20 protein-coding genes and 2 pseudogenes are annotated in these 23,030 nt (G+C 50.9%); 13 read left to right on the forward strand and 9 right to left on the reverse strand.

Annotation, left to right across the window (positions count from 1 at the left end):
- Positions 1 to 185 precede the first annotated feature (185 nt).
- Positions 186 to 536, reverse strand: a pseudogene (locus ETC02_RS11315) (amino acid permease); the annotation flags it as partial.
- A 145-nt stretch (positions 537 to 681) separates the two neighbouring features.
- On the opposite strand from ETC02_RS11315, the gene ETC02_RS11320 reads away from it, so the two are divergent.
- From ETC02_RS11320 to ETC02_RS11345, 6 genes and pseudogenes are all read left to right on the forward strand, one after another.
- Positions 682 to 1,392, forward strand: a complete 711-nt coding sequence (locus ETC02_RS11320; RefSeq protein WP_033008879.1) for a TrmH family RNA methyltransferase — start codon at positions 682 to 684, stop codon at positions 1,390 to 1,392.
- A gap of 530 nt (positions 1,393 to 1,922) precedes the next feature.
- Positions 1,923 to 2,828 carry a cytochrome aa3 quinol oxidase subunit II gene (qoxA, locus tag ETC02_RS11325; protein WP_050368737.1) on the forward strand — a complete coding sequence of 302 codons (906 nt, stop codon included), beginning with the start codon at positions 1,923 to 1,925 and terminating at the stop codon, positions 2,826 to 2,828.
- Positions 2,829 to 2,845: 17 nt separating this feature from the next.
- Complete coding sequence (qoxB, locus tag ETC02_RS11330) at positions 2,846 to 4,792, forward strand: cytochrome aa3 quinol oxidase subunit I (protein WP_050368008.1); 1,947 nt, start codon at positions 2,846 to 2,848, stop codon at positions 4,790 to 4,792.
- A 3-nt stretch (positions 4,793 to 4,795) separates the two neighbouring features.
- The gene (gene qoxC, locus ETC02_RS11335) at positions 4,796 to 5,410 is read left to right on the forward strand and encodes a cytochrome aa3 quinol oxidase subunit III (RefSeq protein ID WP_050368007.1); all 615 of its coding nucleotides are present in this window, start codon (positions 4,796 to 4,798) and stop codon (positions 5,408 to 5,410) included.
- 1 nt (position 5,411) lies between these two features.
- Entirely contained in the window at positions 5,412 to 5,711 is a 300-nt protein-coding gene (gene qoxD / locus ETC02_RS11340; protein ID WP_033024479.1) for a cytochrome aa3 quinol oxidase subunit IV, read from the forward strand.
- A gap of 281 nt (positions 5,712 to 5,992) precedes the next feature.
- Positions 5,993 to 6,403, forward strand: a pseudogene (locus tag ETC02_RS11345) (zinc ribbon domain-containing protein); the annotation flags it as partial.
- Between the two features lie 221 nt (positions 6,404 to 6,624).
- Here the strand turns inward: ETC02_RS11345 and ETC02_RS11350 are convergent.
- The 3 genes from ETC02_RS11350 to ETC02_RS11360 all read right to left on the reverse strand — a co-directional run bounded on the left by ETC02_RS11350 (position 6,625) and on the right by ETC02_RS11360 (position 8,891).
- On the reverse strand, positions 6,625 to 7,347 hold the full coding sequence (locus tag ETC02_RS11350; protein ID WP_011232919.1) for an amino acid ABC transporter ATP-binding protein: 723 nt from the start codon (positions 7,345 to 7,347) through the stop codon (positions 6,625 to 6,627).
- Entirely contained in the window at positions 7,344 to 8,000 is a 657-nt protein-coding gene (locus tag ETC02_RS11355) for an amino acid ABC transporter permease (RefSeq protein WP_047819165.1), read from the reverse strand. Before ETC02_RS11355 ends, ETC02_RS11350 begins: the two co-directional genes overlap by 4 nt.
- 69 nt (positions 8,001 to 8,069) lie before the next feature.
- Complete coding sequence (locus ETC02_RS11360; RefSeq protein WP_011232917.1) at positions 8,070 to 8,891, reverse strand: basic amino acid ABC transporter substrate-binding protein; 822 nt, start codon at positions 8,889 to 8,891, stop codon at positions 8,070 to 8,072.
- 407 nt (positions 8,892 to 9,298) lie between these two features.
- Here ETC02_RS11360 and putP point away from each other — a divergent pair, with 407 nt between their 5' ends.
- Complete coding sequence (gene putP / locus ETC02_RS11365; RefSeq protein WP_063210642.1) at positions 9,299 to 10,756, forward strand: sodium/proline symporter PutP; 1,458 nt, start codon at positions 9,299 to 9,301, stop codon at positions 10,754 to 10,756.
- A 318-nt stretch (positions 10,757 to 11,074) separates the two neighbouring features.
- On the opposite strand, the gene ETC02_RS11370 is transcribed toward putP, so the two are convergent.
- The 5 genes from ETC02_RS11370 to ETC02_RS11390 all read right to left on the reverse strand — a co-directional run bounded on the left by ETC02_RS11370 (position 11,075) and on the right by ETC02_RS11390 (position 16,245).
- The gene (locus tag ETC02_RS11370) at positions 11,075 to 11,935 is read right to left on the reverse strand and encodes a carbon-nitrogen hydrolase family protein (RefSeq protein ID WP_011232915.1); all 861 of its coding nucleotides are present in this window, start codon (positions 11,933 to 11,935) and stop codon (positions 11,075 to 11,077) included.
- 154 nt (positions 11,936 to 12,089) lie between these two features.
- Positions 12,090 to 12,905, reverse strand: coding sequence for a pyridoxine/pyridoxal/pyridoxamine kinase (gene pdxK, locus ETC02_RS11375; RefSeq protein ID WP_050368006.1), 816 nt, complete (start codon positions 12,903 to 12,905; stop codon positions 12,090 to 12,092).
- A 45-nt stretch (positions 12,906 to 12,950) separates the two neighbouring features.
- Entirely contained in the window at positions 12,951 to 13,550 is a 600-nt protein-coding gene (locus tag ETC02_RS11380) for a Uma2 family endonuclease (RefSeq protein ID WP_050368005.1), read from the reverse strand.
- 208 nt (positions 13,551 to 13,758) lie between these two features.
- Entirely contained in the window at positions 13,759 to 14,892 is a 1,134-nt protein-coding gene (gene ald, locus ETC02_RS11385; RefSeq protein WP_033009768.1) for an alanine dehydrogenase, read from the reverse strand.
- Between the two features lie 117 nt (positions 14,893 to 15,009).
- Entirely contained in the window at positions 15,010 to 16,245 is a 1,236-nt protein-coding gene (locus ETC02_RS11390) for a PucR family transcriptional regulator (RefSeq protein ID WP_050368004.1), read from the reverse strand.
- 494 nt (positions 16,246 to 16,739) lie between these two features.
- On the opposite strand from ETC02_RS11390, the gene ETC02_RS11395 reads away from it, so the two are divergent.
- From ETC02_RS11395 to ETC02_RS11420, 6 genes are all read left to right on the forward strand, one after another.
- Entirely contained in the window at positions 16,740 to 17,372 is a 633-nt protein-coding gene (locus tag ETC02_RS11395) for a GntR family transcriptional regulator (protein WP_171698281.1), read from the forward strand.
- Complete coding sequence (locus ETC02_RS11400; RefSeq protein ID WP_050368002.1) at positions 17,369 to 18,430, forward strand: tartrate dehydrogenase; 1,062 nt, start codon at positions 17,369 to 17,371, stop codon at positions 18,428 to 18,430. Before ETC02_RS11395 ends, ETC02_RS11400 begins: the two co-directional genes overlap by 4 nt.
- 91 nt (positions 18,431 to 18,521) lie before the next feature.
- Complete coding sequence (locus tag ETC02_RS11405; RefSeq protein WP_015376101.1) at positions 18,522 to 19,016, forward strand: PTS sugar transporter subunit IIA; 495 nt, start codon at positions 18,522 to 18,524, stop codon at positions 19,014 to 19,016.
- Between the two features lie 18 nt (positions 19,017 to 19,034).
- Positions 19,035 to 19,865, forward strand: a complete 831-nt coding sequence (locus ETC02_RS11410; protein ID WP_033015391.1) for a PRD domain-containing protein — start codon at positions 19,035 to 19,037, stop codon at positions 19,863 to 19,865.
- 193 nt (positions 19,866 to 20,058) lie between these two features.
- Positions 20,059 to 21,435, forward strand: a complete 1,377-nt coding sequence (locus tag ETC02_RS11415; protein WP_050368001.1) for a sucrose-specific PTS transporter subunit IIBC — start codon at positions 20,059 to 20,061, stop codon at positions 21,433 to 21,435.
- A gap of 12 nt (positions 21,436 to 21,447) precedes the next feature.
- The gene (locus ETC02_RS11420) at positions 21,448 to 22,893 is read left to right on the forward strand and encodes a glycoside hydrolase family 32 protein (protein WP_050368000.1); all 1,446 of its coding nucleotides are present in this window, start codon (positions 21,448 to 21,450) and stop codon (positions 22,891 to 22,893) included.
- Positions 22,894 to 23,030: the final 137 nt, after the last annotated feature.

A 23,030-nucleotide genomic window follows, 5' to 3' on the forward strand; every position in this document is an offset into this window, starting at 1 on the left:
TAGTTTTGTGTACAATTCATCTGAAGTCCTCCTTGGTATGGTGAGTGATGTGGTTGACACCCCTGCATCATACCAAGAGGGCTTTTTTTGATCAAGTCCCCGGAAAAGCTCCTAACGGGAATGCTCCTTTCCCATGCTTTTCCTTAGGAGCAGTATAACCAGAGTGGGCACCGCTTATGCGAAGGTTAACTTTTCAATGAGCATGTATATAGGCTTAATTGCTTGCGAAACTTCAATTGTGAAAGCAAAATAATGAGCCATGTCCAAATGGCGCCAAATATCGCGATGCTCGTCACCCATTGGAACACTTTTTCCGATACGTAGTTCAAGTAAACGCCGACAAGCATGACAAGCGCGGTGGCGATCAAGGAGACACCCGGGACGCCGCGGCTGTTTAACCGTCCGAATGCGGTTGGCGCTTCTTGCTGTTCAGCGAGGTTGAACAGCATCCGGCTCGTGCTGAAAATGCCGCTGTTGCATGACGATAAAGCCGCAGTCAAGACGACGAAGTTAATGATTCCGGCAGCCGCATGAATGATAGTTTGTAAATGAACAATGTTTCCAAAACATTATTTATAGAATAGTTTGAATAGTTCAGGGAATGATCGAGATTGCCCAGCGGCATCCTATTTTGTACAATAGGAAGCACAGGCGAAGAGGAACGGAGCGAAGGTGATCGACATGGAAGAACGGGACATGAAGACGTTTCTTGCCCAGCTGCAGCAAGAAGGGCTGCTGACCGAGCAGACGCGTCCGGTTTGGGAAATGATTTTGCCGAAACGATTAAAACGAATGTATGACGTTCTTAACGAGCGCACCCGTTATATTACGGTTTTGATTGAAGCGGTCGACGACCCGCACAATCAGGCAGCGGTGCTGCGGACAGCCGAGGCGTTCGGCGTTCAAGACATCCATATCGTCACGGGAAAAGCGCCATTTTCGCCAAACCGGCTCGTGACGCGCCATGCTGACCAATGGCTGACGCTTCACCGGCAGCCTGATATCGAAACCGCCATCAACGACTTAAAACAGCAAGGGTATCAAGTGTATGCCAGCTATCTTGGCGAGGGGACGATTCCTCTTTCCGACATCGATGTATCCAAACCGACGGCGCTTTTATTTGGCAACGAACATAGCGGCGTATCCGATGAGGCGCTGAAACTCGCAGACGGGACGTTCGTCATCCCGATGTACGGCTTCGTCCAAAGCTTTAACATTTCCGTTGCCGCGGCGCTGGCGCTGTACGATGTGACTGAGCGCGCCCGCCGCCAAGCCGGAACGCGCTATTATTTATCGTCGAATGAGAAAAAAGCGCTCTACCAACAATGGATGTGGCAAACGTTGAATCCGCGCATCCGCAAACAGCTTGAGCTGCAAGGGTATACCATTTAACTTCCCTCCGAAAGAAGTCTTCTACTTCTAAACGTGAAGGTGCGCCAGCACCAGTGAAAGTGGGAGATGAATGTCGGTTGGCGTTAGCCAACGAATAGGATAGAATATGGCTAGAACGGACACCTTCGGAACGAAGGGAAGCGTAAAGGGTTCTTGTGTGTGGCTTACCGTTCAGCGAACACACACAAGTCGCTTGAAGCCCCCACCTCTAAGCGAAGCGTAGGTGGTGGGTAGTTCACATACAAGAAACGGCCGGATTTTTTGGAACGTAGGGATCCGGCCGTTTTTTTTTGATGGCCTTTCCTTCCTTCAATCCCTTTTCCCATCAATATTTCCCTGAACGAGGAAAACAAGTGGCGATTTCTTGAACAATGATTGAACAGTTTGTGACAAATGTTTTGCTGATTTATGAACTTTTGCGTGTGTTGGTTTCAAATATTTTCAATTTTGATATGGTAGAAAACAAACAAAGAAATATTGGATGGAAGACGCCCTGGATATCGGGGACGGATAAAGGGGGATACAGAGCGATGAAACAGGCGATATGGCGCGTCATGTTAGCCTTGCCGTTTTTGCTTTTGCTTGGTGGTTGCGTCGAGCGCACGGCCGTGCTCAATCCGCAAGGGCCGGTGGCGCGCATGCAGTATGATTTGATCATGTGGTCTGTCGGCTTTATGTTGTTCATTATTGTTGTTGTATTTACGTTGTTTGCCGTTTTTCTCATTCGTTATCGCGAGAAGCCGGAAAATGCCGGCTATGAGCCGCCGGATGAGGAAGGAAACACGTTGCTTGAAGTCGTCTGGACGGCCATTCCGATTTTGATTGTCGCTGCGCTCGCTGTTCCAACAGTGAAGGCGACGTTTGCGTTGGAAAAGCCGCCGACCGAGAACGTGAAACCGATTACGATTCATGTGACGGCGGCGAACTGGAAATGGATTTTCAGCTATCCGGAAGAAAACATTGAAACGGTCAACTACGTCCATATTCCGGCCGGTGTGCCGGTCAAATTCAAGCTCACGTCCGTCGGACCGATGAATTCGTTTTGGGTGCCGGAATTAGGTGGGCAAAAATATGCGATGGACGGCATGGAGACAGAGCTGATTTTACAAGCTGATAAACCAGGATCGTATATGGGGCGGAGCGCCAACTTTTCCGGGGAAAAGTTCGCACATATGGAATTTGAGGTTGTCGCCCAAACGGGAACGGACTTCCGCAAATGGGTGAATGAAGTGAAACAAACCGCCCCGAAGCTCGATGAGGAAAAATACACACAAATTTTAAAACCGGGGCTTGTTGGGCGAATGACGTTTTCGAACACCCACTTGCAATGGATTGACCATGCGAAACAGAACAGCCATCATGGAGATGGAAAGCCAATGAAAAATGACGATCAACATGATGAAACGATGACAAACGGTCACCATCATGGGGAGTAGGAAAGGAGGAACGAAGGATGAAATGGAGCGAGTTTTTCGTAACCGGAGAGCCGCTCATTTACGCGGCTGATGTCGCGATCGTTTTAACGATAATCGGCATTGTGTTCGTCTTGACGTATTTTAAAAAATGGAAATGGCTGTGGAACGAATGGCTCACTACCGTCGACCATAAAAAAATCGGCGTCATGTACATTATTTGCGCAGTTTTGATGCTCTTCCGCGGCGGCGTCGATGCGCTTTTGATGCGGGCGCAGCTGACGGCTCCGAATATGAAATTTCTTGATGCCCAGCACTACAATGAAATTTTTACGACGCACGGGACGATTATGATTTTGTTTATGGCGATGCCGTTCATCATCGGCTTGATGAACATCGTCGTTCCGCTGCAAATTGGGGCGCGCGACGTCGCGTTTCCGTATTTGAATGCGTTAAGCTTTTGGCTCTTTTTCTTCGGTGCGTTGCTGTTTAACATTTCATTCGTCATCGGCGGATCGCCGGATGCCGGTTGGACGGCGTACTTCCCGCTTGCCGGCAACGAATTCAGCCCTGGCGTCGGCAACAACTATTACGCTGTCGCTTTACAAATTTCCGGGATCGGAACATTGATGACCGGGATCAACTTCCTTGTCACGATTTTAAAAATGCGCGCGCCGGGCATGACATTGATGCGCATGCCGATGTTTACGTGGACGATTCTCATTACGTGCGTGCTCATTATTTTTGCGTTCCCGGTATTGACGGTCGCCTTGGCGCTCATGACGTTTGACCGGCTGTTTGATACGCAGTTTTTCACGATGGCCAACGGCGGCATGTCGATGCTCTGGGCGAACTTGTTCTGGATTTGGGGCCATCCGGAAGTGTATATCGTCATTTTGCCGGCGTTCGGCATTTTCTCGGAAGTGGTCAGCACGTTTGCGCAGAAACGGCTGTTCGGTTATAAGGCGATGGTCGGTTCGATCGTGGGCATTGCGTTTTTAAGCTTTATCGTCTGGGTGCACCACTTCTTTACGATGGGCGCAGGGCCGGCCGTGAACTCTGCCTTCTCGATCACGACGATGGCGATCGCGATCCCGACCGGGGTGAAAATTTTCAACTGGCTGTTTACGCTCCGAAAAGGGAAGATCCGCTTTACGACGGCGATGCTTTGGTCGCTGGCGTTCATTCCGAACTTCGTCATCGGCGGCGTGACAGGTGTGATGCTGGCAATGGCCGCGGCCGATTATCAATACCATAACAGCTATTTTCTCATCGCCCACTTCCATTACGTGTTGATCGCGGGTACGGTGTTCGCCTGCTTTGCCGGTTTGCATTACTGGTATCCGAAAATGTTCGGCCATATCTTGAATGAACGGCTTGGCAAGTGGACGTTTTGGCTGTTTATGATCGGGTTTAACGTCTGCTTCTTCCCGATGTATTTCCTCGGGTTGATGGGGATGACGCGCCGCATGTACACGTACTCGGCTGGTCTCGGCTGGACGCCGCTCAACGTCGTCGCGACGGTCGGGGCGGTGTTGATGGGCATCGGGTTTATCGTGCTTTGTTACAACATTTATTACAGCGCCCGCTACGGCGAGCGCGACATGACCGGCGACCCGTGGAACGGACGGACGCTTGAGTGGGCGACCGCGTCGCCGCCGGTGCATTACAACTTCCCGGTGACGCCGGTTGTCGAAGATGTGGACGCGTATTGGGTGATGAAGAAAAAGTATGGCGGCTTCCACGTGAAAGAAGAAGACTTGAAGCCGATCCATATGCCAAGCAACTCAGGACGCCCGTTTTGGATGTCGGTGGCGTTTTTCGTCGCCGGGTTCGGCCTTGTGTTCAAGTGGTTTGCGTTGGCTATCGTTGGTGCGTTGTTCATTGTGCTTGGATTGATTCTCCGCTCATTTGAAGACGATGATGGCTACCATATTCCGGTTGACGAAATCAAACGGATGGAACGAGCGGCGCGGAAGGGGGCGTGACGAATGGGAGACGCTGCACATCGCTATGAGGAAACGGTGCCGCTGGAGTATCGGACGCAAGAAAGTCGGTTGAACATATTGGGTTTCTGGATTTTCCTCGGGGCGGAAGTCGCGCTGTTTGCGACGCTGTTTGCGACGTATCTCGTCTTGTTCCAACGGACCGGCTCGGGGCCGACGGCAGCGGAGCTGTTTGAGGTAAAAGACGTTTTGATCGAAACGTTGTTGCTGTTGACGAGCAGTTTCACATGTGGGTTGGCCATTTTTGAAATGCGCCGCGGCCGCATGAGCGGGCTGATTGCCTGGCTGCTCGTGACGCTTCTGCTTGGGGTGGGGTTTATTACGGTTGAAATTCGCGAGTTCATCCATTACGTCCATGAAGGAGCGACGATGCAGACGAGCGCATTTTTATCAAGCTTTTTCGTGCTCGTCGGCACGCACGGCGCCCACGTCGGCTTAGGGATCGGCTGGATGATTCTCATCATCATCCAGCTTCTCCAACGCGGGTTGACGGCGAAAACGGCCCGGAAAGTGTTTATCGTCAGTTTGTACTGGCACTTTTTAGACGTTGTTTGGATTTTCATTTTTACGCTTGTCTATTTGCTAGGGATGGTGGTATAAAATGGGGGCTAACGGCCATCATGAATCATTTCCGTGGAAACATATCATTGGGTTTTTGTTGTCGCTCGTCTTGACGTTTGCGGCTCTTTGGGTGGCGCTCTCGTCTGGGCTGCCGCTTAAAGCCGTGATCGTCATCATCGTCTTGTTCGCGATCATCCAAGCGAGCTTGCAGCTGTTTCTATTCATGCACGTCAACGAAAGCGACAGCGGCAAAGTGCAAACGTTCAACATGGTATACAGCTTCTTTATTGCTGTTGTCGTTGTCGCCGGTTCGATTTGGGTGATGCAGTTTGTGTTGTAAAGCGAGGCTGGCCGGGGTTCGGCCGGCTTTTTATCTTAATTAGGCGAGAAGACTCCCACTTCAACAAAGCGAAGCGGAGTAAGTGGGAGATGAATCGCCTTAACTATATTTTGCTGAAAATAGGATAGATTCAGTAAAATATAGTATAATATAGTTAGATGGGAGGTGAAAACATGTATTTTTGTATCAAACAACAGCTAAATGGTTTGACCAAAGAAGAATACTTGACTCTTCGAGAACTGTGCCATATTGCCAAGAACATGTACAACGTCGGATTGTAAATTGGCAAACTTGTCATTGGCTATGCGGAAACATGGCAACGCAATATGAATCTAGGAAAAAAGACAAATCAAAACTTTGTCAATATTCCTCTCGGTAACATAAAAGAAAAACTAGAATATCTTTGTAAATTTTACGGCATTGAATTCTTGAAACAGGAAGAATCATATACGTCTCAAGCCAGCTTTTTTGACGGCGATGAGATTCCTGAATATAATGCCGACAATCCAAAAGAATATAAGTTCAGCGGCAAACGTATTAAGCGCGGTTTGTATCGAACAAAGTCTGGCAAACTAATTAATGCTGATGTCAATGGCGCATTAAACATCTTAAAGAAAAGTAAAGCTGTAGACCTGAGTGTCTTATGCTCTAGCGGCGAAGTGGACACGCCTCAAAGAATAAGGATTGCTTGAAGCAGTCAAACTTCTTTGGAAGCCTCCACTTCAAATTTTCGCTAGAAAATTAAGTGGGGGTAGTTCACGTTCAGAAGGGCTTTTGTGGTGTCATAGATGCCTGAAATGGGGGAGCCGTTGACGGAACATTGAAGAGATGGAGAGGCAACGTGGTTGCATTATAGGGGGCATGATATGTGCCTAAAAAAAGTCGTCTTGCCTCAAACAGGCAAGACGACGTTTTACAGCACTTTTGATAAAAACGCTTTCGTCCGCTCATGCTGCGGGTGGTCGAACAAGTCTTCCGGCTTCCCTTCCTCGACAATGTAGCCGCCGTCCATAAACAGGACGCGGTCGCCGACTTCACGGGCAAAGCCCATCTCGTGGGTGACGACGACCATCGTCATCCCTTCATTGGCCAGCTGCTTCATGACCGAGAGCACTTCCCCGACCATTTCCGGGTCAAGCGCTGACGTCGGCTCGTCAAACAGCATGATTTTCGGTTCCATGGCCAATGCCCGGGCGATGGCGACGCGCTGCGCCTGCCCACCGGAGAGGGAGTCCGGGTAGACGTGCGCTTTGTCTTGCAGCCCGACTTTGGCGAGCAGCTCCATCGCCTTCGCTTCCGCTTTTTCACGCGGCCATTTCCGCACTTTCATCGGTGCCAGCGTGATATTGTTCAGCACCGTCATATGCGGAAACAAGTTAAAGCGCTGGAACACCATTCCGACTTCTTCCCGCACTTTATTTAAGTTCGTGTCTTTCGCCTTTAAATTAATGCCGTCAATAATAATTTCACCTTCATCGAAATCCTCAAGCAAGTTTAAACAGCGTAAAAACGTCGATTTTCCCGACCCCGATGGGCCGATGACGACCACGACTTCTCCTTCGCGAATATGGACATCGATTCCTTTTAAAACTTGGAGCGAACCGAACGATTTTTTCAGCTGGCGTACGTCAATCATTGGGTCGAATACTTCCTTTCAAGATAGTGTGACAGTTTGCTTAACGAAAGCGTTAAGAGCAAATAGATGAACGCCACTGTTAAATACGGCTCCCAAACGCGGTAATACTCACCCGCGGCCGCTTTCCCCCAATACATGATTTCCGGGGCGGCGATGACCATCCCAAGCGACGAATCTTTAATTAAGACGATAAACTCGTTCGCAAACGGCGGAATCATTCGCTTTAACGCCTGCGGCAAAATAATGTAGCGCATCGCCTGCGCATGCGTCATCCCAAGCGAGCGGGCCGCTTCCATTTGCCCTTTGTCGATCGACTGGATGCCGGCGCGGAAAATCTCGGCCACATATGCGGCCGAGTTGAGCGACAGCGAGACGGCCAGGGAAGCGACGGCATTTGGCTGGGCGAAAAAGAGCGGCATGGCGCCGAAATGGACGAGCAAAATTTGCACGACAAGCGGCGTACCGCGGAAAAAGTGAATGTACCACGAAAACGGCAAACGAATAATCGGGTTGGACGACATTTTGCCAAGGCCGATGAACAGGCCGAGAATGAGGCCGAACACGATGCCGGCTAATGATACGCCGATCGTTACGAGCAGCCCTTGCCAAAAGTAAGGGGCGTATTCAACAATAATATCAAAACGAAAATCCATCGATCTCACCTTTCTCTAAGAAAAATGCGTAACTTGCTAGCAGTTACGCATTTTTCTATGTTCGTGCGCTTATTGTTGTTGTTTTAAGCCTTCCATATTCGGTTCTTTACCAAACCATTTTTTGTAAATCTCTGCATATTTGCCGCTGTCGATCACTTTTTGCAATGCTTCGTCCACTTTGGCTTTCAATTCGCTGTCTTTCGGGAAGATCATGCCGTAGTATTCCGAAGCGAAGTTTTGTGGATCTTCAATGACTTGCAATTTTTTGTCCGGATTGTTTTTCACGTATTCGTTTGCCACCGCGTTGTCCGTGATGACAGCATCAACACCGCCGTTTAGCAGTTCCATAATGGCAACAACACTCGTTTCGAATTTTTTAATATGATCGCCTTTGCCAAATAGCTTCTCCGCAGCTTCTTGACCGGTTGTCGCGTTTTGAACGCCGATCGTTTTCCCTTTTAAGTCAAGGGCGTTTTTCACCGGGCTGCCTTGTTTGACTAAGATGACTTGTGTTGCTTCAAAGTACGGAGCTGAGAAATCATAAGATTGTTTCCGCTCGTCCGTAATCGTAATGCCGGAAATGCCCATGTCGATTTCTTTGCTTTGCAGCGAAGCGAACAGCGGATCCCAGCCGATGTTTTTTAATTCATAATCCAAGCCGGCTTCTTTCATCACCGCATCCAAAAGGTCGGCGTCAAACCCAACAATTTTTCCTTTTTGCATATATTCAAATGGCGCAAACGCCGCGTCCGTCCCGACGGTGATTTTTTGCTTCCCTTCTTTTTCAGCGCCTGACGGAGAGCTTGTTTCTGTCGACTTGCCACAAGCGGCGAGCGCCATAAACAACGCAGCAACGACCGCTACGATCAAACCTTTCTTCATTTTTAACATCCTATAAAATCCCCCTTTGGAATCATTGTCGATGAACGATTATCATACTATCAATATTTTTGTTATTATGCAATAGGTTTTATAAAAATAATTGTTTGAACATTTTGGTACTGCCGTATAAATGGGGAAAAGGCGCATTTTTCAATGTTTTTCGCCACATTAACTGAAGGGCATATGGCTAATATCATTTCGTGTGCATTTTTATAAAATAATTTTTTATGTATAAAAAGACATAAACGATTGATTTTGAATTTACAGAATATTATACCAGAAAGAGGGTAGAGTTGGCAAAGGTTTTGTCAATTTGTTTATTATAGAGGTATGGAAAAATAAATACTATTGTGTAAATACTATCAATTTCGTTATGATGAAAGTGGTGACAAGACAGTAGAGGAAGGAGAGTCCATATGGTTTTATTTTCCGTCATTGTGTATTTAGTCGGCATGCTTTGGATTGGCTATTGGGCGTATAAACGGACGTCCAATTTGTCTGATTATATGCTTGGCGGCCGGACGCTCGGACCGGCGGTGACGGCGCTCAGCGCCGGGGCTTCCGACATGAGCGGCTGGCTGCTCATGGGGCTGCCGGGGGCGATGTATGTCGATGGGGTGAGCGCCGCCTGGATCGTCATCGGCTTGACGCTTGGCGCTTATGCAAACTGGTTGTTTGTCGCGCCGCGCTTGCGCGTCTATACGGAAGTAGCGAACGACTCGATTACGATTCCGGAGTTTTTGGAAAACCGTTTCGGCGATGCGTCGAAATTGTTGCGGATGGCATCTGGGATTGTCATTATGGTCTTTTTTACGTTTTATGTCTCGTCCGGCCTCGTTTCGGGGGGCGTTCTGTTTGAAAACTCATTTGGTGTTAGCTACCATACGGGATTGTGGATCGTCGGCGGTGTTGTTGTCGCCTACACGCTGTTTGGCGGCTTTTTGGCCGTCAGCTGGACGGACTTTGTCCAAGGGACGATTATGTTCATCGCGTTGATTTTAGTGCCGGTCGTGACGCTGTTCCATACAGGCGGGCCGGTGGATACGATGGAGACGATTCGCGACATCGATCCCAACTTGTTGAATATATGGAAAGGAACGAGTGTTCTTGGCATCATTTCATTATTCGCCTGGGGGCTTGGGTATTTCGGCCAGCCGCACATTATCGTCCGCTTTATGGCCATTAAGTCGGTGAAAGAAATGAAAAGCGCCCGCCGCATCGGCATGGGCTGGATGATTTTCTCCGTTGTCGGGGCGATGTTGACCGGTCTTTTTGGAATCGCTTACTTTTCGCAGCGCGGCATGAAGCTTGATGATCCGGAAACGGTGTTTATTCAACTCGGTCAAATTTTGTTCCATCCGATTATTACTGGGTTTTTGCTGGCGGCGATTTTAGCGGCGATTATGAGCACGATCTCGTCACAGTTGCTCGTCACGTCGAGCTCGCTGACCGAAGACTTGTATAAAGTCGTGTTCCGCCGCGCGGCTTCGGATAAGGAGCTTGTCTTCGTCGGGCGTTTGTCGGTGCTCCTTGTCGCCATTGTCGCGACAGCGCTGGCGTATACGAAAAACGACACCATTTTAAACTTGGTCGGCTATGCGTGGGCTGGGTTTGGCGCATCGTTTGGCCCCGTCATTTTGCTTAGCTTATGCTGGCGGCGGATGACGAAATGGGGGGCGCTCGCCGGCATGGTCGCCGGGGCGGCAACGGTCATTTTGTGGACGCAGTCGGAGTATTTGAAAGGGCTGTTGTATGAGATGATTCCGGGCTTCGCCGCGAGCCTCGCCGCTATTGTCGTCGTGAGCCTGTTGACAAAAGCGCCGGAAGGGAAAGTGGCGGAACAGTTTGATCAGTTTAAGAAGTCGCTGTCATAAGCGAAATGAACAGGGTGTTCCTCGGTGGGGACACCCTGTTGTCATGATCGGCATGTTGTCCTTCATCATATAGGCGTTGTTGCGGCCTCGCAATTCGCCCGACCGCCTTACCGTGTCGCTGCGTCGCTATGCTGTTTCGGCTGGGCGATGGCAGTGTTGAGGCGGCGTCGCCATGATCAGCTTTAAGACGAGGCAAAGGGGTGCCGCACCCTGCTTTGGTTCGGATGCCAACACATGTCGCGGCGCCGCACCCTTTTAGTCCGGCCGCAGCCCCCCCTTGGCACCTCCGCCCGGAGGCGGGGCGAAGGGCCGCCGCTGTTACGCCATCGTGTTCCAGTCTGGATACAGATCAGTGCGCCGGTCGCGCCATGTCGCGACCGATCCTTTTTCCCGCACTTTGCGAAGGAGCGACAAGTCAAGGTCAGCGGTAATGACCATGTCGCTGTTGATCTCGCCCGCCGCAAGGACGCCGCCTTGCGGGAACGGGATGTCGTTTGGCGTGATGACGGCCGCCTGGCCGAAATTGGCGCGCATAAAGTCGACCGTCGGAAGCGACCCGACCGTGCCGGTCGTGACGACATACACTTCGTTTTCGACCGCCCGCGCGTGGCAGCAATACCGTACGCGGTAAAACCCGTGCCGATCGTCGGTGCACGACGGACAGAAGATGACGTCCGCCCCTTTCGCGCGCGCCAGGCGAACGATTTCCGGAAACTCGATGTCATAGCACGTCAAAATGGCGATCGTCGCTTTGTCCGTTTCAAAGACGTGCAGTCCGTCACCCGGGGCGATGTTCCATTCGTTGGCCTCGGTCGGGGTGATGTGCAGCTTCGCTTGGCGATGGATCGTTCCGTCCGGCGCAAACAAGTGGGCGACATTGTACAGCTTGCCGTTTTCGCGGATGACATGCGTACCGCCGATCAAATACATGCCGGTGTCTTTGGCGAGCGACGTAAACAGCCCGCAATACGGCTCCGTGTAGTCCGGCAAGTCGTCGATCGCTGCTTGACGTCCGTCATCAAGTGGAATGGAAAGCAATTGGGTCGTGAAAAATTCTGGGAACAAGACAAACTCGGCGTCAAACTCTTGCGCTGTTTTGACGTAATGCGTCACTTGCGCGGCAAATTCGTCAAACGAACGGATCGTATGCAAATGATATTGGACAGCGGATACGCGCAATGGCAGCACCTTCCTTTCTATTTCCATATGGCATCTATTTTAGCACCATGCAAACCGTTTGGAGGCATTTGATTTTTCGATATGCGCAGGCCCCGCTCCCTTCCTATTTCAAGGAGGGGAGTTGCGGAAAAAGACAAGGACGAGGTCTTGTCTATTATTGTTCGCCGTAGCGTCGGTACGCACCGTGATGTGTGGGCCCGACGTATTCGTTGAGCGGGAACGAGTGGCGGATGGCGGTGGTGATGAACGCTTTTGCCGTCGCAATGGCGTCTTTCACCGGCCGGCCTTTCGCCAGTTCGGCGGCGATGGCCGCCGAGAACGTGCAGCCTGCTCCGTGCGTATACGTCGTGTCAATCCGCTCCGATTCGAGGAGTTCAAACGTTTTGCCGTCGTAAAGGACGTCAACCGCATAGTCGTGCGGAATTTTCCGTCCGCCTTTGACGATCACATATTGAGCGCCGAGCTCATGAATGCGCCCGGCCGCCTCTTTCATGTCCTCAACCGTTTCAATGCGCGGCAGGCCGGCTAGCTGCGCCGCCTCAAACAAGTTCGGCGTCACGACCGTTGCTTTTGGTACAAGCGTTTCCCGGTAGCAAACCGTATTTTCCGGGTGGAGCGGCTCATCCGCCCCTTTGCACACCATAACTGGATCGACGACCGCATTTTTCAAACCATGTTTTTCAATCGTCCGCGCGGTCAGTTCAATGATGTCCGTCGTCGGCAGCATCCCCGTTTTGAGAGCATCAACGCCAACGCCGACGATGATCGTCTCAAGCTGGGCTTCGATCGTCGCGAGGTCGACGGGAAACACTTGATGTGCCCAACGGTTGTGCGGGTCCATGGCGACGATTGTCGTGATTGCCGTCATCCCGTAGACACCGAGTTCTTGGAATGTTTTCAAATCCGCCTGCAGCCCGGCGCCGCCGCTGCTGTCCGAGCCGGCGATCGTTAACGCTTTTGGCATCGTCATCGTCATCACTCCTTTGCTTCATAACATTATATCATGAAGCCGCCCTCAAGGACGAAATAGTTGTTCCACATCAACAGAAAAGCCATCCAGCACACGTGAACAGGCCATGCCGGTTTCTTTCCAGACGCCGGCTTGTTCATATTGTCCATCGTCATTGAGCGAGTAGATTTGCACAACACGATGCATGGGGTTCACGATCCAATATTCACCGACTCCGTATTGCATATACAAATTCAATTTGAACACGAGATCGTACGCCTGGTTGGAAGGGCTTAAAATCTCGATGATCAGCGTTGGGACGCCGACAAATTTTGTATCCGTTAATCCACTTCGATCACAGATCACGGTTAAATCAGGGACGACAATTTTCTTGCCTTCGATTCGTTCGTTCTTTAGTTCGATATCAAACGGGGCATGAAACACTTCACACGGCTTTCCTTCTAAAAAATGGAACAGTTGGACGTGCAGCCGTCCCGATATGCGTTGGTGCTGGGTCGAAGGGGAGGGAGACATCAACACAGCGCCATCAATGTATTCTAAAACGCGGTCGGTTGTTTCCCGCATGCGATAAAATTCTTCAAGCGATACCGCCTGTTTTCCCGGAACGTTCACGAAATCACCTTCTTTCCAGCTTTCTATTTTCATTATACACTGGCCGCTTTGTCGAACGAAAATGATTTGGCATAACGCAACGGGTGACATACTCCCGCCGCCTACGCTCACTTGCAGAAATGGCGGCCTTGTCGGTTTAGGACGATAAAAAAAAGCCGCCCGCTATGAGCGGGCGATCATGGGAATGGACAATGATGAACAGGCGGCCGGCAGCGCGTGTTGCCGGCCGCGTCCATCATGGTTAGTTGGCAGCCAGCGTTTTGCCGAGCGCTTCGCGGGCCGGGACGTAGCGGTAACCGAGGTCGCGGGCGACCGCTTCGTACGTAATTTCGCCGTTGGCGACGTTGACGCCAAGCTCAAGCGCCGGGTTGTCCGTAATGGCTTGGATGACGCCTTTATTGGCGATTTGCAAGGCGTATGGCATGGTGACGTTCGTCAAGGCGATCGTTGAAGTGCGCGGGACGGCGCCAGGCATGTTGGCGACCGCATAATGAACGACGCCGTGTTTGACGTACGTCGGGTTGTCATGTGTTGTGACGTGGTCGCTCGTCTCGACAATGCCCCCTTGGTCGATGGCGACATCGACGATGACCGAACCCGGTTTCATCGCTTTCACCATATCCTCGGTGACGAGCTTCGGCGCCCGCGCCCCTGGGATGAGGACAGCACCGATGACAAGGTCGGCCTCTGCGACCGCCTCGGCAATGTTCATCGGGTTGGACATGAGCGTCGTAATTTGGTTGCCGAAAATGTCGTCAAGCTCGCGCAAGCGGTCAGCATTCAAGTCGATAATCGTGACATCTGCCCCGAGGCCGACGGCGACTTTCGCTGCGTTCGTGCCGACGACTCCGCCGCCGATGATGACTACTTTGCCGCGGGCGACGCCAGGGACGCCGCCAAGCAAAATGCCTTTGCCGCCGTACGGCTTTTCCAAAAATTGCGCCCCGATTTGCGCCGCCATCCGCCCGGCGACTTCGCTCATCGGCGTCAACAGCGGCAGCGTGCGGCCGACTTGCACCGTCTCATAGGCAATGGCGATGACGCCGCTTTCTTTTAAGGCGCGTGTCAACTCCGGGTCGGCGGCCAAATGCAAGTAGGTGAACAGCACAAGCCCCGGACGGAAGAAGCGGTATTCGCTTGGCAGCGGCTCTTTCACTTTCATCACCATATCTGCTTGCGCCCACACATCTTCCGCCCGCTCGATGATTTGTGCTCCGGCACGGGCGTAATCATTGTCGCTGAAACCGCTTCCAACCCCTGCCTCTTTCTCAATCAGAACCGTATGTCCTGCCTGAACGAATGACAAAACGCCAGCCGGCGTAATAGCGACACGGTTTTCGTTATTTTTGATTTCCTTTGGCACTCCAATAATCATGGATATCGTTCCTCCTCGTCAGAAGTGGCCTTACTTATAGTATAAAAGAGACGGAACGGGCCGGGCATTGTTCAAAAAAGAGAAAGAAGCGCCCGGTTTTTGTGGATTTCCACAAATTCAACCGCGCGCTTCGTATTTCGCTAATTTAATATCGATGTATAATTTGATTTTTTGATTCATGTCATTGAGATCAAGCTCGGCGATGTCGGCAATCCGCTTGAGCCGATAAGCAAGCGTGTTCGGGTGAACGTTGAGGACGTCGGCGGTTTCTTGCGCGTTTTCGTTATGGTCAAAAAACGTTTCAAACGTTTTGACCAAGTCGCTGTGATGTTTGCGGTCATAGGCTTGCAATTTCTCAAGCGCCGGGTTGGTCCAGCCTCCTTGCCGTTTTTTTTCAAGCAAAAAGTCAAAAAATTGGTAAATACCGAGTTGGGCGTAGCCGTAGACGCCGTTGATGTCATCCCCAAGCTTCTCCTTCAGCGCTAGCACGGCGAGCGCTTCGCGGTAGCTTTTTTCAATGAGGCGATAGACGCTGTACACGCCGCCAAATCCGCACTGCACATCGTGGATGTGAAATCGTTCTTTCATTTTGGCGGCGAACGATTCGATGAATGCATTCAGCTCTTTGAGCGGCTGGTCGGTTTTGGGCGCCGCCAGCAAAATCACATCGCGGCCGTCGGTCGTATAAAGAAGGAGCGGGAGTTGCTGGGTTGTTTGCAATAAGTAGGAAATTTGCCGCTCCATTTCGGCGGTCAAATCAGCGGCAAAGCGGAAGACGACAACGGCAAACTGCGGTGCGGTCGGGATTTGCATGGCAGCGAGATGGGCGCGAATCTCGTCTTCGGCCGCGATATGGCTCGTCAGCAACTTCCAAAACAGCTCCTGCACCCGCTCTTCTTTTTTGTTTTTGCGCATATACAGCTGCAACACTTTGTTTTTCGCTGCCTTGGCGGCGAGCTTGAGCCATTCCATCTCCTCAGGCGACAGCGTCCGGTTCGTTTCCAGCACCCAGATGAAACCGATCACCTCATCGTTTTTCCAGATCGACACAGCGACGCGGCTGCCGAGGCCGACGTCATGAATCGGCGGCACGCGCACCGGCTCGCGGCTTTTGAGCAGCGCCGGGATGGCGCCTTGTTTCCATAAGCTGTTGATCACTTTTTCCGGGACGCGCCGGCTGATGATCGTCGCCGTCCGCGCCGGATCAGTGTAATCGTCATGGGCGCTGTAGGCGATGAGCCGATGGTTCGCATCTTCGATCGTCACCGGGCATTTCAGCACGTCGCTGACGCGGTCGGCAAACTCTTCAAGGCTGTCAAATTCGCCGCGGAACGGGTCGGTGTACGAGGGCATATCGGTGTTTTCCCCCCAGCATAAAATTATGAGACGAAAAGCATCGCATTTAAGCAGCAGTCATTAGCCGCCTCTGGTTAAACATTTCCTCACAATTCTATGAACGGTTTCATCATAACTTATGCGCCGTCAGCTGTAAATCAACACGTATGGGTATATTTTGAGGTGACTCAATACGGTCCTGTTTAAACGAGGGCACGCGCCTGAGATTTGTATGATCTTCCTGCTTTTGTTCGCTATCCTTGTGAAATGGCGGGGACGGTGTATTATCGTTTATTTTAGGTTAAGGGAATGATCTATCCCCGAAAGACAAGAATTTATTTCCAAATATTTAATAATTTCATAATATAAAAACATTTTATTGACGAAAGAGGATACGTCAAATAAAATGGACTTAGGTTATATCTGTCGACAGTCGACAAAGTAGGTGAAGGTAAATGAGTCAGGATCAACCGGACCGATCCGCTCCTTTTTACGAGCAAATTTATCATTTATTGCGCAAGAAAATTCTTCAAGGAGAATTCAAGCCTGGACAACGTATCTACGAAGCAAAGCTGGCCAGGGAGCTAAATGTAAGCAGAAGCCCTGTTCGCGAGGCGGTAAGGGCGCTTGAGAAAGAAGGATTGCTTCGGATCGATCATAAATCGCGGATCACTGTGTACGAACCGACGATGAGGAATGTGGAGGAGATTTATCAATGCCGCATGTCCCTTGAATCATTGGCTGTTAAACTGGCCTGCGAACGGATGTCTGCCTCTCAATTGGATGAGATTGAGGAAGTGCTTTACCAAACAGAACGAAATATTATAATCGGGGATCTTGAATCCGTGATTGCATTCAACGCCCAGTTCCACGATTGTATTGTTTTGTTCAGCGGTAATAGCGAACTAGGAAAGTTGCTAGGAGGACTTAGGTCGCTAACGTATTACTATCGGACGCTGAACGTGCACGGGCCAGGGAGGGCAAACCAAATTTTAGAAGAGCACAAGCAAATTTTTTTTAAAATGAAAGAACGAAAAGCGGATGAAGCGGCGGAAGAAATGAAAGTGCATATTGAACATGACTTGCTTCACTTAAAAAACTTGTTAGCAAAGGAATGCGAACAAGCAAGGGGGAAGAAATCTTGAAACAATGGGACATCGCCGTCATTCCAGGTGACGGCATCGGCAAGGAGGTCGTGCCTGCGGCGTTGGATGTGCTGCAGGCGGTCGCGGATGTTCATGGAGGGATCTCTTTTTCCTTTACGGAATTTCCATGGAACTGCGATTACTATGTTGAACACGGCCAAATGATGCCAGATGATGGGCTTGAGACGTTGCGGAACTTTGACGCCATTTTCCTTGGAGCGGTCGGCAATCCGAAGCTTGTCCCTGACCATATTTCGTTATGGGGGCTGCTTCTGAAAATCCGCCGCGAATTTGAACAGGTGATCAACATCCGCCCGGCGAAATATTTTCGCGGATTGTCGTCGCCGCTTGCCGAACCGCGCGAGTTTGATTTCATCGTCGTCCGCGAAAACAGCGAAGGGGAATATAGCGAAGTCGGCGGGCGCATCCACCGCGGGGAAGACGAAATCGCCATTCAAAACGCTGTCTTTACCCGCAAAGGGACGGAGCGGGCGATGCGTTATGCGTTCGAGCTGGCGCGGAAGCGGAAACGGCATGTGACGAGCGCGACGAAATCGAACGGCATTTTCCATACGATGCCGTTTTGGGATGAAGTGTTCGCCGACGTCAAGCGCGACTACCCGGATGTCGCGACCGCGTCGTACCATATTGATGCATTGGCCGCCTTTTTCGTGACAAGGCCGCATACGTTTGACGTCGTTGTCGCGAGCAACTTGTTTGGCGACATTTTGACGGACCTTGGCGGCGCTATTATGGGCAGCATCGGCATCGCCCCGGCGGCGAACATCAACGTCAACGGCAAGTACCCGTCCATGTTTGAGCCGGTGCACGGCTCGGCGCCGGACATTTACGGCAAAGGCATCGCCAACCCGATCGGGCAAATTTGGACGGCGAAACTGATGCTTGACCATTTCGGCGAAGAAGAGCTCGGCGCCCTTTTGTTGCAAACGATTGAGGATGTCACCGCTGACGGCATCAAAACGCCCGATCTCGGCGGCACGGCGACGACAAAGGAAGTGACGGAAGAAATTTGCCGGCGGCTGCGCAAACGAGGCTGATGAAGACCGATTGGGGCGGCGCGGTTGGCACTGTCCTTCCGTTTTCGGTATACTGGTTGTCAGACAAACCGAATAGAAAGGATGACGCCCGTTGTTCAAAAAATGGTTTGGCAAGCAGCAGCTGAAAGAGGAGACGATCACCGCGCCGCTTGACGGAACGATTGTGCCGCTTGAAGACGTGCCGGATCCGGTGTTTGCGCAAAACATGATGGGCGATGGCATCGCCATCGACCCGGCGGATGGGGATGTCGTCGCTCCGGTGGACGGGGAAATCGTCCAACTCTTTCCGACGAAGCATGCTATCGGCTTGCGTTCGGAAGCGGGTGTGGAGCTGCTCATCCATGTCGGCATCGACACCGTGTCGATGAACGGGGAAGGGTTTACCGCCTATGTCAAAGCCGGCGACCGAGTGAAACGGGGCGATCGGCTTCTTTCTGTCGACTTGCCGCTTGTGCGCGAGAAAGCGAAAAGCGCGGTGACGCCGATCATCATCACGAATGGTGATGCGCTTGAAAGTTTGGAGAAAAAAGCAGGGACATCGGCAGCAAAAGGTGAGACGGTCTTGTTTCATGTGAAAATGAAATAAGGGCGGCAGGGAGGACATATGGCGTTTCGCATCCATAAGATTTTAAACAACAACGCCGTTGTCGTGCTCGATGAAGGCAAAGAGAAAATTGTCATGGGCCCGGGGATTGCGTTTCAAAAGCGGAAAAACGATCTCATCCCCCCGGGCCGCATTGAGAAAATTTTCGTCATGGAAGAAGAAAATGAGAAGTTCCAGCAATTGCTTCGCACGTTGCCAGAAGAACATATCGATATTGCCGAAGAAATTATCAGCTATGCGGAAGGCAAACTGCAAGCACCGCTCAACGACCATATTCATATTGCGCTGACTGACCATTTGTCGTTTGCCATCGAGCGGTTGAAGCAAGGTTACCGCATTCAAAACAAATTGCTCAATGAAATTAAAGTGCTATATAAGGCGGAGTATGAAATTGGGCTATGGGCGAAACAGTTGATCAAAGAGCGGCTTGGCATCGAGATTCCCGATGACGAGGTGGCCCATATCGCCCTTCATATTCATACGGCGAAACTCGATGCCGCCAGCATGAACAAAACGATGCGCGAGACGACGCTCATTCATGAATTCGTTGACCTTATCCAAACGGAGCTCGGCATATCGATCGATAAGGAAAGCATTTCATACCAGCGGCTGCTCACTCATTTGCGCTTTGCCTTAAGCCGCATCGAAAACGGGGAGCCGATTCATTCGATGGATGAGGAGATGCTTGCGCTCATTCAGACAAAATATGCAAGGGAATGGGCGTGTACACAAAAAGCGGCAAGCTATGCAGAGAAGGAATATGGCATCCGTTTTCCGGAGGAGGAACTCGCCTATATCGTCCTCCATATCCAACGGTTGCGAAAGCGTTGACAAAAACAGCAAGTTGCCGTATAATGCAAAACAGACAACGAAATATTGCGGGATTGTAACTGCTTCGAGCAGGCAAGACCTAAAACGTATGAAGGGAACGGCAAGTGAGTCATGCCGCTAGATCGCCCTTTGTATGTTTTAGGTCTTTTTTGTTTTTCATTTCACCATCATTCAGAAGGAGAGGAGTTCACCGATGAATTATGAACACATTGCTAAACAACTCATCCCGCTCCTTGGCGGGAAAGAAAACATCATTAGTGTAACTCATTGCGCGACACGGCTTCGCCTCGTCTTAAAAGATGACAAAAAGGCCGAGGCGAAAGACATTGAAAACATTGAAGGGGTTAAAGGGGCGTTTTCCAGCTCCGGACAGTTTCAAATTATTTTTGGCACCGGCGTGGTGAATAAAGTGTATGAAGCGTTTGTCCGGGAAGCAGGGATACAGCAAGGTGATGCTGATGCCCATCAAGAAGCCATCAAGCAAAAAATGAATCCGCTCGCCCGCTTTGCGAAGACGTTGTCAAACATTTTTGTCCCAATCATCCCAGCCATTGTCGCGAGCGGTTTGTTAATGGGTTTGCTTGGGATGATGAAGGCGTTCAAATGGGTGGCGGCAGACAGCCCGCTGTATATTTTGCTTGATATGTTTTCGAGTGCGGCGTTTATTATTTTGCCGATTTTAATCGGCTTTAGCGCGGCGAAAGAATTTGGCGGCACGCCGTTTTTAGGGGCGGTCATCGGCGGTATTATGACTCACCCGGCGCTATTAAACCCGTGGGGATTGGCCGAGGCCAAGCCAAACTATATGCATTTTCTTGGCTTTGATATCGCTATGGTCGGGTATCAAGGGACGGTCGTGCCGATTTTGCTGGCGACGTATGTGATGAGCAAAGTGGAGCGTGGATTGCGAAAAGTTGTTCCTCATGCGGTCAGTTTGCTTGTTGTTCCATTTGTGACCGTCATTTTGACGGGATTTATTACGATTTTGGCCATTGGTCCGCTCGGCAATTTGCTTGGCGATGGGATTACGACGGTGTTGAACTTTGTTTACCATTATGGCGGTGCGTTAGCTGGCCTTATCTTTGGTGGATTGTACTCGATGATCGTCATTACTGGTGTGCATCATAGCTTTCATGCCATTGAAGCGAACTTGTTGGCGAAACTTGGGGTCAACTATTTACTGCCAATTTGGTCGATGGCCAACGTCGCCCAAGGCGGCGCCGGTTTGGCTGTATTTGTCAAATCGAAGCGGACAAAAACAAAAGAGATTGCGTTACCGGCGGCCTTGTCAGCTTTTTTAGGCATTACCGAGCCAGTCATTTTCGGGGTGAACTTAAAATACCGGAAGCCGTTTATCGCTGCGGCCATTGGCGGCGCGCTCGGCGGAGCGTACGTCGTATTTACGAATGTAGTAGCTAATGCCTACGGGTTGACCGGCATCCCGATGATCGCCATCGTTGCGCCGGAAGGGCTCACGAACTTAATGCACTACTTAATCGGTTTTGCCATTGCCGTCGTTTCAGCGTTTGTGGCGACATTCCTTCTAAAGTTCCGTGAAGAAGAAGAGTGAGGGGACAAGCGGATGAAATCCGAACGGGAACAGAAACTTATTGAACAAGCATACGCTGAAGTCGAAAAATATGAGACTCTTGTCAATCGTGACCGGTATCGGCTTCGCTACCATCTCATGCCTCCTGTCGGGTTGATGAACGATCCAAACGGGCTGATCGACTGGCACGGAACGTATCACGTCTTCTACCAATGGATGCCGTTTCGCACCGGCCATGGCGCCAAGTTCTGGGGGCATTATACATCCCCAGACTTGGTTCATTGGCAAGCAGCGCCGATTGCGTTAGCGCCAAGCGAATGGTATGACAAAGATGGTTGCTATTCCGGCAGTGCGATTAGTTGCGATGGAAAACTCGTGCTGTTTTACACTGGCAATGTGAAAGATGAACAAGGAAACCGCCAAACGTACCAATGCATGGCCGTATCGGAAGATGGCATTCATTTTACAAAAAAAGGCGTCGTCATTACACTTCCGGACGGATATACGGCCCATTTCCGCGATCCGAAAGTATGGCGGTATCAGGGCCATTGGTATATGATCCTGGGGGCGCAAAGCGAAAGCGGCGATGGAAAAGCGGTGCTGTTTCGTTCCGCTGATCTTTGTCATTGGGAGCATCTTGGTCCAATTGCTGGCGGCAACATGAACGGGCTTGGTCCGTTTGGCTATATGTGGGAATGCCCAGACTTGTTTCCATTAGATGGGCAAGACGTACTCATCGTCTGCCCGCAAGGATTAAAACCGGACGGCATGCGCTACCAAAACGTCTACCAGTCAGGTTATTTTGTCGGCCGCTTCGACTACGAACGGACCGAATTCCTTCACGGGACGTTTGAGGAGCTTGATCGCGGCTTTGAATTTTACGCCCCGCAAACGATGCTTGACCGGAACGGGCGGCGCATCCTCATCGGCTGGATGGGTGTGCCGGATCAGAATGAAGACCGCCAGCCGACAGTGAGCCACCGCTGGGTGCACGCGCTCACCTTGCCGCGCGAACTTCGCCTCACTGGCGGCAAGCTGAGACAGACGCCAGTGGAAGAGCTGAAACAGTTGCGCAAACAAAAAGTAGCATATCCAAGCGCCACTGTGGTGAATGAGCTGAGGTCATGGCCGGGACTCGAGGGAGATGCGATCGAACTTCGCCTCGACAATATCGAACTGTTCGGAAGCATGATGGAAATTTACTTTCGCCATGCGGCCCGCCTTGTTTACAATAGTGACGAAGGGGTATTGACGCTTGAACGAAAAAGTTTTGTGAATGGGCTGACGGAGAAGCGGCAATGTCGATTGCCACGTCTTCGTTCGCTTCATGTTTTCCTTGATACGTCATCGATCGAACTGTTCGTCAATGATGGCGAAGAGACGTTCACTGCGCGGTTTTTTCCGTATCCGGACGACCAAACGATTTTCTTTGGTGCTCATGGGCATCTTCAGATGGACATCGAGAAATGGGAATTATAAGACGGATTGGCACGAGCAAAGCTGCCGAGAGCAATCGCTTTTCGGCGGCTTGTTTATTACTGTTGTAGTTCCTTTTGTGAGACAATGAGCAATACGGGATTGAATTTACTTCCGTCCCCCTCTATAATGAACAGTAG

This window comes from Geobacillus sp. DSP4a (genome assembly GCF_013096875.1).
Lineage (GTDB): Bacteria > Bacillota > Bacilli > Bacillales > Anoxybacillaceae > Geobacillus > Geobacillus thermophilus.

What these genes read in the sequence shown, in the direction of transcription:
- ETC02_RS11320 (WP_033008879.1), top strand. Translation starts at nt 682, where the DNA reads ATGGAAGAACGGGACATGAAGACGTTTCTTGCCCAGCTGCAGCAAGAA.
- qoxA (WP_050368737.1), top strand. Translation starts at nt 1,923, where the DNA reads ATGAAACAGGCGATATGGCGCGTCATGTTAGCCTTGCCGTTTTTGCTT.
- qoxB (WP_050368008.1), top strand. Translation starts at nt 2,846, where the DNA reads ATGAAATGGAGCGAGTTTTTCGTAACCGGAGAGCCGCTCATTTACGCG.
- qoxC (WP_050368007.1), top strand. Translation starts at nt 4,796, where the DNA reads ATGGGAGACGCTGCACATCGCTATGAGGAAACGGTGCCGCTGGAGTAT.
- qoxD (WP_033024479.1), top strand. Translation starts at nt 5,412, where the DNA reads ATGGGGGCTAACGGCCATCATGAATCATTTCCGTGGAAACATATCATT.
- ETC02_RS11350 (WP_011232919.1), bottom strand. Translation starts at nt 7,347, where the DNA reads ATGATTGACGTACGCCAGCTGAAAAAATCGTTCGGTTCGCTCCAAGTT.
- ETC02_RS11355 (WP_047819165.1), bottom strand. Translation starts at nt 8,000, where the DNA reads ATGGATTTTCGTTTTGATATTATTGTTGAATACGCCCCTTACTTTTGG.
- ETC02_RS11360 (WP_011232917.1), bottom strand. Translation starts at nt 8,891, where the DNA reads ATGTTAAAAATGAAGAAAGGTTTGATCGTAGCGGTCGTTGCTGCGTTG.
- putP (WP_063210642.1), top strand. Translation starts at nt 9,299, where the DNA reads ATGGTTTTATTTTCCGTCATTGTGTATTTAGTCGGCATGCTTTGGATT.
- pdxK (WP_050368006.1), bottom strand. Translation starts at nt 12,905, where the DNA reads ATGACGATGCCAAAAGCGTTAACGATCGCCGGCTCGGACAGCAGCGGC.
- ETC02_RS11380 (WP_050368005.1), bottom strand. Translation starts at nt 13,550, where the DNA reads ATGAAAATAGAAAGCTGGAAAGAAGGTGATTTCGTGAACGTTCCGGGA.
- ald (WP_033009768.1), bottom strand. Translation starts at nt 14,892, where the DNA reads ATGATTATTGGAGTGCCAAAGGAAATCAAAAATAACGAAAACCGTGTC.
- ETC02_RS11390 (WP_050368004.1), bottom strand. Translation starts at nt 16,245, where the DNA reads ATGCCCTCGTACACCGACCCGTTCCGCGGCGAATTTGACAGCCTTGAA.
- ETC02_RS11410 (WP_033015391.1), top strand. Translation starts at nt 19,035, where the DNA reads ATGGCGTTTCGCATCCATAAGATTTTAAACAACAACGCCGTTGTCGTG.
- ETC02_RS11415 (WP_050368001.1), top strand. Translation starts at nt 20,059, where the DNA reads ATGAATTATGAACACATTGCTAAACAACTCATCCCGCTCCTTGGCGGG.
- ETC02_RS11420 (WP_050368000.1), top strand. Translation starts at nt 21,448, where the DNA reads ATGAAATCCGAACGGGAACAGAAACTTATTGAACAAGCATACGCTGAA.